Consider the following 17241-nt stretch of genomic DNA (forward strand, 5'->3'; position numbering starts at 1 on the left):
ATCCGACGCGGAACCGTAACGACCCCGCCCTAGGTGCTCGCTCACTGACAATCGGGGGACTTCATGACGACCATTTCTACGCGCCTGGCTCTGGCCGCGCTTGCTGCATCCTGTTCGACGGGTGCGCTTGCCCAGGCGATCGTCGCGCCCGATCCGGCGACCGGCCCAGCCGCCCGCGCCGACGTGACGGGCGGCGACGACATCGTCGTCACCGCGCAGAAGCGCGAACAGCGGATCGAGGACGTGCCGCTGACCGTCACCGCGCTCACCGGCGCGAAGATGGCGGATATCGGCGTCAACTCGCTGTCCGAAGTCGCAGCCTATATTCCCGGCCTGCAGATCCAGGAGCAGAGCGCGAACAACCCCGGCTTCGTGATCCGCGGCATCACCTCGGACAATGGCTCGTCGCAGCAGGGTGCGCGCGTGACGCTCTATTATAACGGCGTCGACATCAGCCGCTCGCGTGGTGCCTATCAGGATCTCTATGATCTCGAGCGGATCGAAGTCGTGAAGGGCCCGCAGGCGACGCTGTTCGGCACCGCCGCCGCGGTCGGTGCGATCAACCTCATCTCCGCCAAGCCGCAGCCCGGCACCTCGGGTGCGATCACCGGCTCCTATGGCAATTACAACCGCACGCAGGTGTCGGGCTTTATCAACGCCGGCAACGACGTGCTGTCGGGACGGCTCGCCTTCGCCTATAAATATCGCGACGGCTATGTCCGTAACATCGCCGGCGATGCGAACATTCCCAACCAGAACCAGGGCAAGGTCGATCAGGACGATCTGAACGGGCAGGACCAGCGCGGCATCCGCGGCTCGCTGCGCTTCCGGCCGAACGATGCGATCACCGCCGACCTCGTCCTGACCTATGATGGACAGCGTAATCCAGGCACCGCGTTCAAGAGCCGCGCGCATGCCCCGACCGGCGGCCAGACCGGCGATTACGGCAATGCCGAGCTCTCGGGCTCGCCGTTCAGCGCGACGGCGCTCGGTGCGCGCAAGCTCGGTCTCGACCGCAACGTCTACGACGCCAACCTGACGGTGTCGGTCGATCTGTCGCCCGGCATCACCTTCACCACCGTCAACGGCTATCGCCGCTTCGACGCGCTCGAGATTTTCGACGCGGATGGCGGCCCGGCCTGGTATCTCGAATTCGCCGAGGATGCGAAGGGCGACCAGTGGAGCCATGAGAGCCGCTTCGCGTTCGACGGCCCGAAATATCGCGCATCGTTCGGCTGGAACGCCTTCTTCGAAAACGGGTCGCAGCGCGTCCCCTTCTCGACCGAGGAGGGCACCTATATCGCCTGCTCGATCGCTGCGGCCTATCAGCCGTTCCGCACTGCGCTGAATGGTGCCGGCATCCCGACCGGCCCGGGCTGTGTCGCCGCCAACGGCACGATCCCGGCAGCGACCCGCGCCACCGCGATCCTCACCGGCGGCCGCGCGACGCAGATCCCCTATTCGTCCGAGTTCACCAATTACGGCAACAACGACACCTATTCGGTGTTCGCCGACGCGACCTATATCCCGATCCCGGCGCTCGAGCTGACCGCCGGCGCGCGCATCCTGATCGAGGATCGTCAGTCGGGCTATTCGTCGATCCAGCCCAACTCTCAGATCCTCGCCGCGCTGGGCGTCCGCACCAGCCTGCTCGGGACCGCGAACACCAATGGCGTGAAGTTCGAAGCGGACCAGAGCTTCGCCGCGATTCTCCCGCGGTTCAATGCGCTGTTGAAGCTCGACGACGATGTCAGCCTCTACGGCACGATCAGCAAGGGCCGGCGCTCGCCGGTCGTTCAGTTGGCCGCACTCAACGCCGTCAATGGCGTACGCCCCAATCTTCAGATCGTGCCTGAGGAAAATGTCTGGAACTACGAAGGCGGTATCAAGGGGCGCGTCGGTCCGTTCACCGGCGCGGCCTCGGTCTTCTATCAGACCTATGACGGGTTCCAGGTCTCGGTGAACGAGGTCAATCCCGCCAATGGTGCGGTCGTTGCGGTCACGCGCAGCGCGGGCTCGGCAAAGAACGTCGGCGTCGAGCTCGAGGGCAATCTGGCGCTTGGTCAGTATCTGTCGGTGTTCGGGACCTTCGCCTATCTCGACGGCGGGATCGCGGACCAGCCTGCAGGCACCTTTGCCGGCAACCGCTTCCGCCTCCAGCCGAGCACCACGGCATCGGGCGGCGCGACGCTCCGGCTGCCCTTAGGCGGCGCGGTCTTCTATGCGACGCCGAGCGCGAATTACCGGTCGAAGGTGTTCTTCGAACTGCCCAACAGCGCCGCGATCAGCCAGCGTGGCTATACGCTGGTTAACCTGCGTGCGGGTATCGAGCTTGCCGACGGGCGCTACCGCGTCGGCGGCTTTGCGCGCAACCTGACGAACAAGCGGTACCTGATCGACGCGGGCAACACGGGCGGTGGGTTCGGCATCCCCACCTATATCGCCGGCGAACCGCGCTTCTACGGCGTGGAGCTCGGCGCCAAGTTCTAAGCAGCCCTGTCCCACCCTGTCGTTCCGGCACGCGCCGGGACGGCGGGGACCCTCCGCGGGCCTAGGTCAGGTGGTGGGTCGCTTCTTGGCCGGCTCCTAACCCAGCCCCGTGCGTTGACGCGCATTCCCCATCGCATGAGGTTCTCACGATGCGCGCCACTTCTATCGCTTCGGCCGTTTCCGCATGAGCGGCCCGCAGCTCTTCACACCGTTCAAGGTCGGCAAGCTCGATCTCGCCAACCGGATCGTCATCGCGCCGATGTGCCAATATTCGGCGGTCGACGGCTGCATGACCGACTGGCACCTGATCCATCTCGGGCATCTCGCGCTGTCGGGGGCGGCTCTGATGATGCTCGAAGCCGCCGCCGTGACGCCCGAGGGTCGGATAACCTATGCCGATGTCGGGCTCTATGACGATGCGAGCGAGGCGGCGATCGCGCGGACGCTTGAGAGCGTGCGCCGCTGGTCGGACATGCCGATCGGCATCCAGCTGTCGCATGCCGGACGCAAGGCGTCGTGCGAGGTGCCCTGGAAGGGCGGCGGTCAGATCGCACCCGACGCCGACAAGGGTTGGCAGACCGAAGCCCCCTCCCCGGCCGGTTTTCTGCCCGACGATACGCCGCCGACGGCGCTCGATCGCGGGGGGCTGGCGCGACTGCGCGATGCGTTTGCCGCCGCGGCGACGCGCGCGGCTCGGCTCGGGATCGATGCGATCCAGCTGCACGCCGCGCACGGATACCTTCTCCACCAATTCCTCTCGCCCTTGGCCAACCGCCGCGACGACGACTATGGCGGCAGCCTCGAGAACCGGATGCGCTTCCCGCTCGAAGTCTACGACGCGGTCCGCGCCGCCTTCCCGGCGGATCGCCCGGTGACGATGCGCGTATCGGGCACCGACTGGGTCGAGGGCGGCTGGGACGGCGAACAGACCGTCGCCTTCGCAAAGGCGCTCGAGGCTCGCGGGTGCGATGCGATCCACGTCTCGAGCGGGGGCCTCAGCCCGGACCAGCAGATCCCCGTCGGGCCAAGCTATCAGGTCCCGCTGGCGCGTCAGGTCAAGCAGGCGGTCGGCATCCCCGTCGTCGCGGTCGGGCTGATCACCGACTATGAACAGGCCGAGGCGATCATTGGTACCGGTGACGCCGATCTCGTCGCGCTCGCCCGGACCCTGCTCTACGATCCGCGCTGGCCGTGGCATGCCGCCGCACATCTTGGCGGCCATGTGAAGGCGCCCAACCAGTATCTCCGCTCACAGCCACGCCAGTACAAGGACCTGTTCCAAGCCTGACGGGAGCCGCGACCCTCTCGGGTCGCGGCAATGTCTCCAACCGCGGTCAGCCGTTGTCGCGGAAACCGGGATACAGGCTCATCCCGCCGTCGACGGTCAGCGTCGATCCGATGATATAGTCCGCAGCATCGGACACCAGGAACAGCGCCGCACGCGCGACATCGTCGGGCTCGCCGATCCGTCCATAGGGGATGAGCTCAAGCAGCGCGTCGGCGGCATCGCCCTTGGTCGCATCGGCGTTGATGTCGGTCGCGATCGCGCCGGGCGCCAGCGCATTGACCCGGATCCGCTCCTGCGCGACCTCCTGCGCCAGCGTGCGCATCAGCATCCCGCTGCCGCCCTTCGACGCCGCATAATTCGCATGCCCCGCCCAGGGGATCGTCTCGTGCACCGAACTCATGAACAGGATCTTGCCGATCGCCCGGCCAAAGCCGCGATCACCCTGCGCGCGGAAGCGGCGTACCGCCTCGCGCGAAACGAGGAACTGACCCGTCAGGTTGACGTCGATGACGCGACTCCAGTCGGCCAGCGTCATGTCCGCATAGCCCGCGTCCTTCTGCATGCCGGCATTGGCGAACACGACGTCGACGCCGCCGAACCGCGACACGGTCTCGTCGAACAGCCGGAGGACCGCATCCTCGTCCGCAGTATTCGCCTGGCAGGCGAACGCCTCGCCCCCGCCCGCGACGATCCGCGCGACCACGTCGTCCGCCGCCTCGCGATTGCTGTTGTAATTGACGGCGACGCGCGCGCCGGCCTGCGCGAACAGCAGCGCGGCGGCGCGTCCGAGGCCGGAGCTTGCACCGGTGACGATGGCGGCCTGTCCGGAGAGATCGATGTGCATGGGGCTCGCTTTCGCTAGACTGTCAGGAGTTGCGTCCCCAACGCCCGCCTTGCCAAAGCTATCCGTCTGCCCCCACGGGACGGCTAGTCGTCCAGCGTGTCCGCAGTCCGCAGCGCGCGGACATAGGCCTGCGCCGCCTGTTGCTCGGCCGCGCTCTTGAACGCGTCACGCGGGTCCGGCGCATCGCCGAGCGTCGCCAGCACGGCCCACAGCGCAAACCGCCGGCCGGTCTCGCGCTCGGTACCGAACGCGATCCGGACGCGCTCTAGACCGTCATCGATCGCGATCGTATCCAGCGTATCGAGATCGGTCGTACCGAAATAATGGGTGAGCATCGCATCGAGATCCATGACGCAGCGCTGCCCGAGCCGGGCGATCGTGGCAAGTCATGTCGAACGGCCGCCCCCTTCGTGCGAAAGAGTTGCGCAACGGTCCACCCCGACCTAGATGCCGGTCGCACACGCCCCTCCGCCATTGCGGCGGCGCGGATGCGGTGCGGAAGAGTGTCCGAGTGGTTTAAGGAACTGGTCTTGAAAACCAGCGTAGGGGTAACTCTACCGTGGGTTCGAATCCCACCTCTTCCGCCAATGCTTCGTTTCAGCTTGCCTCACACGGGTTCCTAACGACGCCCAAGTCCCGTTTCCGGCGTGTTCGCATCCCCGGAGCACCGAACCGGTTCATAAACAGCGCAAGTAAATCGAGTGACTGTCGGGGCACCGGCGAGCCCGAAGGTCCAGAATGGCAGCAAACATTCTTACAGACGGTGCTTGAAGATCGTCTGTACCGGCACCCTGGTCTTGGAATGACTTGATTTAGGGCTCGGTCAGGCGCTTAGTGCATATCCGAATGCTTGAGGTGATGCGGGGCTTCAAAAAATGAAGCGGTGGTTGCTCTTGATCGTGAGCGTGGCCTTCAGCCTCCCGGCGCAGGCGCAGCTTGCGGCACCGGTGAAGAATGGCGACTCGACCATCGTCGTCACGGGCAACCGAAGCCGCGAATCCAAGGTGGAGATGAGCGACTGGCGAATGGCGGAAACGCCGCACGTCATCGTGTTCAGCCAGGGCGACGAAACTGCGTTGCGGCGCACCGCCCACAATCTTGAAAAGCTGCACTTCCTGCTCTCGGTCCTGCATGGCCGGGTGGATCAGCCTGACGAGACGATCAAGATCGCCGTGACGATGATCGGCGATGTCGCGGCGTTCGAACAGCTTCGACTGACCGACCTGCGCTGGCAATATGGTCCCTTCCCGCAGGCGTTCGAAAAGACGATCTACTATGATCCGCGTGATGAAGGGTCGGTGCTCGCAACGACCGAGGAGGGCGTAAACCTGGTTCTTCAGCCCTCCGTCGGCCGCAAGACGAGCCGCAATTGCACGCGCGGGCGGGATCGAAACCCTCCAATCGTTGATTACTACGTAAGTCCGAGGGTGACGGGTACCGGACAGCCGACGTACGACGTGAACCAGATCCTCGAACAGCTTCCGGTGAACGAGATCGCCTTTTGCCAATGGGCCGAATCCCGCGTCTATGCAGCCTTTGCCCAGAACTACCTGATGACCTATTTTCCGGCAGCGTATCCGCGCTGGTATCTTCAGGGGTTCGGAGAATTGTTCGCGACGATGGAAGCCGGCGCCGACTACGTCGAATATGGCCACCTTCCGCCTGGCTACGCGAAGGTCATGCATCATTACGGTCTGTATCCGGTCACGCACATCCTCGATGGGCGCTATCTCTCGGGCAAGGGTCGGGCCTGGACGCCCTATCACGCATGGCGGCTGGTCCACCTTCTGTATTTCTCCGAGGAGTGGAAGCCGCGGCTTCATGGCTATCTGAACGCCCTGGCACGTGGTGACGACTTGCAGACCGCCGCAAGCGCCCTTGGCGATCCGAGCCAGTTCCAAAGCGCCGTGACCGCGTACCGAGGCCGCAAATTACAGGCTGAGAAGATGGCCTTTCCGGCCAATCGCGCGCCGGAACCTACCATCCGCCGTCTGACCCGGGCGGAGGCCGGGCTGATCCGTGGCCGGCTTGAACTCGGCGCGCGGATCGAGGTGCCCGACGCCGGCCCCGACCGTGAGAAGGCGCTTGCACGGCGCTCCGCGTGGCTCGACCGGCTTCGCGACAACGCGACACGCTTCCCCGCCCTGACCGAAAACCATCTGCTCCTGGCCGAGGCCGAATGCCGCACCGGCAATCCCGAAGCCTGTCTTGCCGCCGCCGAACGGGCGATTGCACAGTCACCGACGGAAACACGCGCGCTGGTGTGGAAAGGCACGGCGCTGACGCAGCTGGCTGTGCGCGCTCCCGCCATCGAACGTCGGCAGCGGCTTGCAAACGCGAGACGTTTCATCGTCAGGGCCAACCGCCTGGACCCGGAGAGCAGCCTCGCGCTGATCGCGTATCACGACAGCTTTGTAACGGCGGGCGAGCAGGCCCCGGATGTCGCGGTGGAGGGGCTGTACAAGATTATCCAGTCTGCGCCCGCCGCGCCCGGTCCGCGACTGAAGCTCGGTGAGGAGCTGATCGCCCGCGACCTTCGGGGTGAAGCGCGCAAAATGCTGCTGCCGGTCGCCAAAGGGGCGTTCTCAACGCCGGAACAGCCCGTCGCCGCCGCTTTGCTGTCGCCAGCGGGGGCGACGGAGCCAGGACGTTAAAGGCTGCTAAAATCCGGCGTTCGCAGACCGTAGCGCATTTCGAAAAATTGCCGGGATCCCGATCCGGACCCCGGCGATCACGTCAGTCGGTCGCGTTACAGCCGCAGCGAGACCCCTGCGACGAGCTGCCGGCCGAGCAGGTCATACCCCATCACGGTATTGCCGCGCAGCAGACCGATCCGCGAACGGCTGTCCGGGATGAGCGGCGGATCGCGGTCGAAGATGTTGTTGGCGGCCAGCCGGAACGTCATCTGCTTGTTGATGTCGAAGCTGAGCGCGACGTCGATCCAGTTGTACGAACCGACACCCGGATATTGATCGCGCCGGGCGCTCGCGTCCTGGGCGGGGATGCCGGTGTCCTCGGGCGCATAGATGTCGAGCGGCATCGCGCCGCGGTGGCGCCAGTTGACCGACAGGCTGGTCGTGCTGTCGGGCGCAGTCCAGGTGGTGCGGAGCTGGTGCTTCCAGCGCGGCATGCTCTCGCCGCAGAGATTGCCGAAATACCCTACGCAGTCGCGCGGTTCGATCGTCGGCGACGATTGCGAGCCGACGCGGGTCATCAGCGTCCCGTTGAAGCTCATGTCGAGCCGGCCAACGCCGCCCAGACCGACATTATACTGCCCCTGGAAATCCCAGCCATGCGACTGCGACTTGTAGCCATTGGCCGAGCCGCGCGCCACCCAACCCGTCGACGGACTGGTCGCAGGCGAGCTCGAGAGCGTGCCGGTGCCGGGATTGCGGACGATGCCGCGGCAGAAATATTCGTTCCCGGTCGCAAGGCACTCGCCGATGATGTTCTGCGGCTGGAGGAAGTCGAGCTGGTCCTTCAGATCGATCAGCCAGCGGTCGATCGACACCGTCAGGCCGGGTAGGAAGCGTGGCCGCAGCACGACGCCGAAGGTCTTGGTAAAGGCACTTTCGGGCGTCAGGTTGAACCCGCCCTCGCGCACGGTGCACCGATCGTCAGGGCAGATCAGCGAAGCGCTGCCATAGAGATTGTCGGCAAGGCCGGTGTTACGGCATTGCTGCAACGTCGCGGACGGCGCCAGTCGCGCGCCGTTGGGGTTCGACGGATCGATCCGCGGCGCACAGGGATCGGCATAGAAGCCCTGGTTCCAGAAGATGTTGGCGGCACCCTGCGCGGTGCTGACACCCGGTGCAGCCTGGGACTTGTTGTACGAGGCGCGCAGCGTGATGTCCGCCACCGGCGACCAGAGCCCCTCGACCTTCCAGGTATCGAACTTCCCGGCGAGCCGGTTGTACTGCGACACGCGGTAGCCGGCGTTGACCTGCAGCAGCTCGGCGAACCGGCGGTGTTCGATCAGCGGTGCCTGGACCTCGGCATTGGCTTCGAGGATGCTTTGCGTGAAGCGCTGGTTCTCGCCGCCGTTATTCTGCTGGAAGATCTCGTTGACGATCGTGCGTTCCATTTCCTCGCGATATTCCGCGCCCAGCGCGATCGCGAGGCCCTGATCCGCGAGTGGCGAGGTAATGCCGTAACGGCCCAGATCGCCGCTGACGGTGCCGACGAACTGCAACAGGCGCGGAATGCGCGTGCTGATTCCGCCGGTCGCGCCACCGTAGAGATACTGGTTGAGCGCCGTATCCTGATTGAACGGCGCGAACGCGTTGAACGGCACACAGGACGGATCGGTCCCGTTGACGACCGCACGACAGGTCGGCGTGCCGTTGACCCGGACGACGTCGAGCGAGCGATTGATGTTCTCGAAGCGCGCGAACGGCACGTCGATGGTGTCGAGCCGCGCGCGCGAGATCATGCCCGCGACATCGTACGACCACACGCCGTCAAAGCCGCGCCCGCGCAGCCCCGCGACGATACGATAGCCCTCGTTGGTGAAGCGCTGCCGCACCAGTGGCAGCCCGTCGAAGCGATAGCGGACGTCGATCGGCGCATATTGTCCGGCGACACCGGCGTTGTCGCCGCACAGATCCCGTGCCTGCGAGGTCGACAGGAACGCGTTGTCGCAATTCACGCGGAACGGGTCCGAGCCGTACGCACCGAAGTTGAAGGTGCGGTTGAGCTGGGTGTTGTAGGACTTGTCGCGGTAGAACAGCCCGTTGCCGTACAGCTCGATGTCATCGGTGATCTTGGCGGTGAGGAAACCGCCAAGGTTGACGCGGTTGAACGCGCGCTGGACCGCCCAATTGTCATAGGGGTTGGCCGACGAGCCCTGCGGCCCGCTGTTGATCGGAATGAAGGTCCCGTTGCCGTTGGGATTGTTGACCAAGATCTGCCCGGCGCGCGGCCCCGACTGCGGAATGATCGTACCGGCGGGCGTGAAGCTTGCACGCGAACAACCGAGCGGCGAGGTGTTGGTCGGCTGGACCGCCTCGCAAACCGAATAGGAGCGATCGACAAGTTCGATCGGATTGGACTGGCGGTAATTGATGAACCCGGTGATGTTCACCCGGTCGTTGAACAAATTGGTACCCGCCGCCAGGCTGACATCCGAACGACCACCGTCATTGGTCAATCCGCGTTTGGCGGCGAAACCCGCGCGACCTGCCGCCTCGGTGACCGCGTTGCTGCCATTGTCGTGATTGTAGAAGCTGTAGTTCGCGTCGAGTCGGATGCCTTCGAAATTCTTCTTCAGCACGAAGTTGACGACGCCCGACACCGCGTCGGATCCATAGACGGACGAGGCACCGCCGGTCAGCACATCGATCCGCTCGACCAGCGCATTGGGGATGATGCCGACGTCGACCGTGTTGGCCAGTCCCATGCGGAGCCCGTCGATCAGCGTCAGCGTGCGCTCATAGCCCAGGCTGCGCAGCTTGATGCGCTGACGACCTTCGGAATCGCTGAAATTCTGTTCCGAGTTCACCTGCACCTGCGGCAGGCGGTTCAGCACCTCCTCGATCGTCGTCGCGCCCTGTGCCGCGATTTCCGCGGCGGTCGTCGTTACGATCGGCGCGGCAGACCGGTTGTTCGGCCGCGCGATGCGCGTGCCGGTCACGACGATATCCGACGCTTCCCGCCGATCGCCGGTGCGTTCGGCATCTGCGGCGAGCTTGGCGGAGGCGACGGGATCGCCGATCGCGGTCTGGCTTTCCTGCGCACCATCGGCCGCGCCTGTATCCGACGCCTGGGCCTGCGCCTGAGCCGGCATCGCAAACAACGCCGCGACGCAACATGTCGTGGTCAGAAACCCTTTGAACAGCACCATTCCATTACCCCCCATGTTGCCGATCGGGTCACATGAACGGTGATGCATCGTATCGATTGCCGCCGACCCTGTTCGGAAGCGTTCGATGAACAACAGGACGCGCTTTCATCGGGATCTGTCGCCCCGTGACCTTGCTGACCTTGTTCGGCATTACCATCCGGACCCTCGGACAGGCACATGCTGTCACGTCCCAAATATCAAAACAATACCAATAATTTCGGAAATGACACGCGGTATGGATTTTGTGTCGTAACGGTCTCAATCGGTATCAATGACAGGACTTTGCGTTCTTCAGGCCGCACCATTCCGCATCGGTTGCGAGTCCGTCCGCCAAGGAACTGTATCCGCTGGGGTCATTGCTATCGGTCGTCGGTCAACGCATCCAAAGCGCAAGCAAGGCGGAGAAACTTGCTTGCGACGCGACGCTCTAGACCCGGCGTGACGTGCTCTCGCCTTCCATCCACTCGCGACCGGCGAAGATCACGTCCAAGACCGGTACAAAGCGGAGCGGCGGCAACAGGACGAGAAGCGACCCGATAAAAGAAATTTGCGAGTGACGATCGCGGTCAATCGGTTAGACCCTGCCGCACAAGGGGGGATCTCTACACCATGAAGCACCGCGCACTGACCGCTATCGCACTCTGCCTCGTCGCCACCGAATTGTCCGCACAGACCACGCCGCCACCGGCCGCCAAGCCCGTCGAACGGACCCAGGCGCCCGAGGATCAGGCGACGGCGCCTACCCCCGTGACGACCCGCGCCGACGCCAATCCGTCGCCCCAGCCCGTCGCCGCAGCCCCGGTCACTGCCGCCGTGCCCGCCAATGCGTCGGCTGCCACATCGAAATCGTCCGCCAAGCCGCCGGTCTGGGACGTCATGCAGCCGCGTGGACTGAAGACGCGCGAGGTCGCCCTGCATGTGGACGAGGGCAGCTGGATGAACGTCGACGTCTCGCCCGACGGCCGGCTCATCGCCTTCGACCTGCTCGGTGACCTCTACACCATGCCGATCACGGGCGGCACGCCGCGACGCATCGCCGAGGGGCTGGCGTTCGAGCATCAGCCGCGCTTCTCGCCCGACGGCCGCCGCATCGCCTTCACGTCGGACCGCGGCGGCGGCGACAATATCTGGGTGATGAACGTCGACGGCAGCGACAAGCGCCAGGTGACGAACGAGGATTTCCGCCTGCTCAACCAGCCGAGCTGGAGCCCGGACGGCCGGTTCATCGCCGCCAAGAAGCATTTCACAACGGGCCGCTCGCTCGGCACGGGCGAGATCTGGCTTTATCACGTCTCGGGTGGCGGCGGCGTCCAGCTCGTCAAGCGCGCGAGCGAGGTGCTGCAGAAGGAACTGGGCGAGCCGATCTACGCGCCCGACGGCAAGAGCATCTTCTACACGCGCAACATCTCGCCCGGTCCGATCTTTGAATATGCGCAGAATTCGCGCACCGACCTGTTCGATATCGAACGCTATGACGTCGACAGCGGCGAGGTCAGCACCGCGGTATCGGGGGTCGGCGGCTCGGTCCGGCCGACACCGTCGCGCGACGGCAAGCAGATTGCCTTTGTCCGGCGCGAGAACAACGTCACCAAATTATGGGTGAAGGACTTCGCGACCGGGGTCGAACGCATGATCTATGGCCCGCTCGACCGCGACGTGCAGGAAACCTGGGCCGTTACCGGGGTCTATCCCGACATGGCCTGGACGCCGGGCGACACGGCGATCGTCTTCTGGGCGGGGGGCAAGCTGCGCCGGGTGGCGCCCGACGGCTCGGGCGCGGCGGTGATCCCGTTCCGCATCGACGATACGCGCGTGATCGTAGACGCGGTCCATCCGCAGATCGCGGTGGCGCCCGACCGGTTCGCGACGAAGATGCCGCGCTGGGCAAGCGTCTCGCCCGATGGCCGCACCGTGGTGTTCGAGACGCTCGGCAAGCTGTGGACCAAGCCCGTTGCGGGTGGCACCGCGACGCGGCTGACGCGCGGCGCGGACGAATTCGAACTGTTCCCGAGCTGGTCGCGCGACGGCCGCCAGATCGTGTTCGTCGGCTGGACGGACACGGGGCTCGGCCAGATCCGGACGATCGCGGCAGGCGGCGGCTCGCCCCGCACCGTCACGACCGTCGCCGGCCATTATCGCCGCCCGCGCTTTTCACCCGACGCGCGCACGATCGTGTTCGAACAGGGCCCCGGCGGCGGGCTGACCGCGGCGCGGGGCAATCCCGACGCCGGGGCCTACCGCGTCGCCGCCAGCGGCGGTGCGCCGGTGCGGATTGCCAAGGAGGCGAGCGGCCCGCAATTCGGCGCCGCGAACGACCGCGTCTTCCTGATGGCGACCGAGAAGGACAAGCGCCAGCTGATCAGCACCGACCTCAACGGACAGGACCGCCGCGTCCATGCCTCGGGCGAGCTGGTCAATGACTATCAGATCTCACCACAGGGCGATTACGTCGCCTTCCGCCAGAATTACGAGGCGTTCGTGATGCCGCTGATGCCGGGACGCCAAGCGGTCGAGACCGATGCCAAGGGCGGCCCCCTGCCCGTCACCCGCGTCAGTGGGGACGGCGCGGACTTCATCAACTGGTCGAACGACGGCCGGCAGATCCACTGGAGCGCGGGCCCGACGTTCTTCACGGCCGAGACCGCGGCGCTCTTCCGCGCGGTGCCGACGCCGAAGGGTGAGGACGCGCCGAAGTTCGTCGCGCCGCGCACCGGCACCTCGCTGTCGATGGACATCGCCGCCGCCAAGCCTGACGCGACGGTGGCGCTGACCGGCGCACGCGTCGTGACGATGGCGAAGGCCGATGGCGGGATCATCGACGACGCCACGATCCTGATCCGCGGCGACCGCATCGTCGCGGTCGGGCCACGCGGCACGGTCGCCATTCCCGCAGGCGCGAAGACCGTCGACCTGGCGGGCAAGACGGTCATACCCGGGCTGGTCGACGCGCATGCGCACGGTCCGCAGGGCGAGGACGAGATCGTGCCGCAGCAGAACTGGTCGGCGATGGCGAACCTCGCGCTCGGCACCACGACGATCCACGATCCGTCGTCGCGTTCCGCCGAAATCTTCCCGGCGGCCGAGATGCAGCAGGCCGGCATGCTGCTCGCACCGCGCACCTTCTCGACCGGCGAGATCGTCTATGGCGCCAAGGCACCCGACGTCTATGCGCAGATCGACACCTATGAGGACGCGCTCGCCGTCGTCCGCCGCCTCAAGGCGCAGGGTGCGCGCAGCGTGAAGAACTACAATCAGCCACGCCGCGAGCAGCGCCAGATGGTCGTGGCGGCAGCGCAGGCAGAGGGCATGGAGGTCGTGCCCGAGGGCGGCTCGCTCTACACGCTCGACATGAGCCTGGTGCAGGACGGCAATTCCACGGTCGAGCACAACGTCCCGCTTGAGCATTTCTACGCCGATGTGGTCGATCTCTGGTCGCAGACGACGGTCGGCTACACGCCGACGCTCGTGGTCGCCTATGGTGGGCCGGCGGGCGATCCCTATTGGCGCGCGCACAGCGACGTGTGGCGGCATCCGCTGCTCGCCCGCCATGCGCCGCCGGCACTGCTCGCGGCGCAGAATGCGCGGCGCGAGATCGCGCCCGAGGAGGATTATGTCGATGGCGCGACCGCGCGCGAGGCGCGCAAGCTCGCGGTCAAGGGCGTGCCCGTCGCCATCGGCGCGCACGGCCAGCAGCCGGGGCTTGGCGCACATTGGGAACTATGGAGCTTCGTCCGGGGCGGGTTCACCCCAATCGAGGCGCTGCGTGCGGGTACGATCGAATCAGCACGATCTCTGGGATACGCCAAGGACGTCGGTTCGCTCGAACCCGGCAAGCTCGCCGATCTGGTCGTGCTGACCGCCGACCCGACAAGCGACATCCGCAACAGCGACAAGGTCGCGCAGGTGATGCTCGGCGGCCGCCTTTATGATGCCGCGACGCTGAACGAGACGGTCACCGGCACGCGCAAGCGCCAGGCCTATTGGTGGGAGAGCGGCAGTGCGGGCGCCGATACCGGCGCACGCATCACCGTCGGCCACGGACACGGGGATGTCGACTGACATCCCCGATCGGAACCGGCGCTGAGGTCGACGGCGATCAGTAGATGTCGCGGCGGTACAGCCCGGCCTCGCTCATCGCCTCGACCCGGTCGTCGCCGAGGATGATCCGGAGTTCGGCATCGACCGCGCCCGCCATCCCGACCAGACTGCCGCAGACATAGATCGCCGCCCCCCGGTCCGCCCAGTCGAGCATCCGGTCGGCCTGTTCCGCGACCAGCGCCTGGACATAGCGCCCGCAGCCCGCATCGCGCGAGAAGGCGCGGTCGATCCGCTCGAGTGTACCCGCGGCATGCAGCGCATCGAGTTCGGCGGCGAGCGGACGGTCGTATGCGCTGCTGCGCTCGCCATAGATCAGCCAGGCGGGCGCGCCGCCGGTCCGCGCCCGCTCGCGCAGATGCGCCATCAACCCGGCGAGGCCCGTCCCGTTGCCGATCAGCACGAGCGGGGTCGCCGGGTCCGACGGTGTCGCAAACCCCGGATTGGCGCGAAGGCGCACCGCGATAGGATCACCGATCGACGCCACTTCCGTAAGCCACCCCGAGCCGATTCCGAGCCCGCCATCGGCTGCGGGACATTGCCGCACGAGCAGCTCGACGCGGCCCGACTCCGGCAGCGACCCGACCGAATATTCGCGGTGCGCAAGCGGCGGTAGCGCCAACGGATCCCGCCCCCCGGCATCGAACGTCGCGGGATCGGGCAGCGTAGCCTTGGCGAGTCCCGCCGCGACCCGGCCGTCGTCGACGATCCCGCAACCGGCCAGGAACCGCGCGACGCGGGCCGGATCGTGACGCGGCTCGATCTCGGCGATCGCACCCGGTGCCCAGCGCGTGCCCGCGGGAATGCCGAGTTCGACCCGGTACATCGGCGCGCCCGGGCTGTCGGGATTGAGCCATGTCCGTGCGACCAGCGGCCAGGCGGCATAGGCCGCCGGCTGCCAGTCGGGCTGCGCCGGATCCGCGCCGATCGCGTGAAGCTGTTGCTGCCACTGGCGTTCGCCGTCCGCATCGGCCGCATCGAGCTCGATCCGGTCGAACAGGCGCTGCGCCCCACTCGCATGCAGCCACGCGTCGACGCGCTGACCAAAGGCGCAATAATCGGGATATTCGCGGTCGCCCAGCGCCAGTACCGCGTAGCGGACACCGTGGAGATCGGCCGGCGCGGCCATGACGCGGCGCTCGAACGCCCGGACGGTGTCGGGCGCATCGCCCTCGCCATAGGTGGCCACGACGAACAGGACGGTGCCGGCATCGCGCAGATCGGCCGGCGAAACCGTCGCCAGCGGCTGGATCGCAGCATCCGGGAACGCCGCAGCGCTGAGGCGTGCGAGACGCTCGGCAGTGCCGGTCTGCGACGCGTGGACGACCAGCACGCCGGGTCGGTCCGCCCCCCCGTTGTCGGCCGAGGCAGGAACCGCGACCGCCGCCAGCGCCCGCTTGGTCCGCCGGCGGCCGAGATACAGCAGCAGGCCGGTGACCGTGAACAGCGGCATCGTCAAGCTCGTCAGGAACAGCGCGATTCGTCCGGGCAGACCGAAGAATGCCCCCGTGTGGAGCGGATAGATGCTGGTTGCGATCGTCTCGCCGACGCCGCGCTCGGCATAGCGCTCCGCCTTGGTCAGCGCGCCGCTCCGCGCGTCGAAGCGGAGTTCGTCGGTCATCCGGTCGGACCGCGCGCCGATCGGCACCATCCGCATCGTCACTGGCGCCGCGCCCTGCGGGACCGTGATCGTCACCCGGTCGAAACGCGAACCCTCGCTACGCTGGAACCCCGCCCAGGCCGGGGCGATCGATCGCGACTCTTCCGCCACCTCACCCCGGTCGCCGCGACGACCACCCGGCGCGCGCCCTTCACGCCCGCCGCGTTCCGGGCGTTCGGTCGTACCGGTCAGCATGTACCGCGCACCCCGCTGATACCAGTCATAGGACCACCAGAGGCCGGTCGCCGCACTCAGCAGGTAGAAGACGAGCACCCAGCCGCCGATCACCGCATGAAGCGCACGGTACAGGTTGCGCCCGGTCTTGCGCAGATCGAGCACGAACCACGCCCGCCAGTCGAGCGGGTGGCGCGGCCAGCGCAGATACAGCCCCGACAGCGCGAAGAAGACGAGCGCGAGCGCGGACAGACCGGTCAGCTGGCTGCCGATGCCGTTGCGTCCGCCCGGCAGCGCGAGCCAGCGGTGGAGGTTCTCGATCGTGCGGAACACCCCCGCGCCGGTGGCGGTGCCGAGCAACCGGCCGGTCCGCGGGTCGATATAGCTGCGCTCGCCACCGCGCTGTCCCTTCTTCGCGGCGAAGCGAACCTGCGCTGCGAGCGTGGGATCGCGCGCGATCGTCAGATCCTGCACCCGCTTGCCCCCGCGCTGCGCGGATGCGGCCCGGACCAGAGCATCAGGTGACAGCCTTGCCGCATCGCCCGCCCCACTTGGCAGCGGTGCGAGGGTCACCACGCCCGGGCTGAGCGCCGCCATGATCTCGTCCTCGAACGCCATCGCGGCGCCGGTCACGCCCATCAGTGCGAGCACGAAACCCGCGGTAATCCCCAGAAACCAGTGCATCTGGAACAGCACGCGGCGCAGCGTCATTGCGCGCAGTCTCGAACGATCATCATCTGCCTTCAGCCCCCCAGATCACGGATTCCGTACTATCACGTATTGCTATTGGTTCTCAAGTGCAGCTTTGAGCGGGTGTTGGCGGACGGTCGTCCTCACGCATCGACGCT

8 protein-coding genes and 1 tRNA gene are annotated in these 17241 nt (G+C 66.4%); 5 read left to right on the top strand and 4 right to left on the bottom strand.

The window, feature by feature from the left end; genetic code table 11:
- Positions 1 to 63 precede the first annotated feature (63 nt).
- The gene (locus IFT71_RS02575) at positions 64 to 2490 is read left to right on the top strand and encodes a TonB-dependent receptor (RefSeq protein WP_192138997.1); all 2427 of its coding nucleotides are present in this window, start codon (positions 64 to 66) and stop codon (positions 2488 to 2490) included.
- 184 nt (positions 2491 to 2674) lie between these two features.
- On the top strand, positions 2675 to 3778 hold the full coding sequence (locus IFT71_RS02580) for an NADH:flavin oxidoreductase/NADH oxidase (protein ID WP_192138998.1): 1104 nt from the start codon (positions 2675 to 2677) through the stop codon (positions 3776 to 3778).
- A gap of 46 nt (positions 3779 to 3824) precedes the next feature.
- Here IFT71_RS02580 and IFT71_RS02585 read toward each other — a convergent pair whose 3' ends face one another.
- Positions 3825 to 4622, bottom strand: a complete 798-nt coding sequence (locus IFT71_RS02585) for an SDR family oxidoreductase (RefSeq protein ID WP_192138999.1) — start codon at positions 4620 to 4622, stop codon at positions 3825 to 3827.
- 83 nt (positions 4623 to 4705) lie between these two features.
- Positions 4706 to 4972, bottom strand: a complete 267-nt coding sequence (locus tag IFT71_RS02590) for a hypothetical protein (protein WP_031394846.1) — start codon at positions 4970 to 4972, stop codon at positions 4706 to 4708.
- 147 nt (positions 4973 to 5119) lie between these two features.
- Between IFT71_RS02590 and IFT71_RS02595 the strand changes: the two genes are divergently transcribed.
- A tRNA-Ser gene (locus tag IFT71_RS02595) sits at positions 5120 to 5209 on the top strand.
- Positions 5210 to 5497: 288 nt separating this feature from the next.
- Positions 5498 to 7276 carry a hypothetical protein gene (locus tag IFT71_RS02600; RefSeq protein WP_192139000.1) on the top strand — a complete coding sequence of 593 codons (1779 nt, stop codon included), beginning with the start codon at positions 5498 to 5500 and terminating at the stop codon, positions 7274 to 7276.
- Between the two features lie 95 nt (positions 7277 to 7371).
- On the opposite strand, the gene IFT71_RS02605 is transcribed toward IFT71_RS02600, so the two are convergent.
- A complete protein-coding gene (locus IFT71_RS02605; protein WP_244654695.1) occupies positions 7372 to 10464 on the bottom strand; it encodes a TonB-dependent receptor plug domain-containing protein in 3093 nt (1030 codons plus the stop codon).
- A 609-nt stretch (positions 10465 to 11073) separates the two neighbouring features.
- On the opposite strand from IFT71_RS02605, the gene IFT71_RS02610 reads away from it, so the two are divergent.
- Positions 11074 to 14523, top strand: coding sequence for an amidohydrolase family protein (locus IFT71_RS02610; RefSeq protein ID WP_192139001.1), 3450 nt, complete (start codon positions 11074 to 11076; stop codon positions 14521 to 14523).
- Between the two features lie 37 nt (positions 14524 to 14560).
- On the opposite strand, the gene IFT71_RS02615 is transcribed toward IFT71_RS02610, so the two are convergent.
- A complete protein-coding gene (locus tag IFT71_RS02615) occupies positions 14561 to 17104 on the bottom strand; it encodes a PepSY domain-containing protein (RefSeq protein WP_192139002.1) in 2544 nt (847 codons plus the stop codon).
- Positions 17105 to 17241 lie beyond the last annotated feature (137 nt).

Origin of the sequence: Sphingomonas sp. CFBP 13733 (genome assembly GCF_014841795.1) — a bacterium.
Taxonomy (GTDB): Bacteria; Pseudomonadota; Alphaproteobacteria; order Sphingomonadales; family Sphingomonadaceae; genus Sphingomonas; species Sphingomonas aerolata.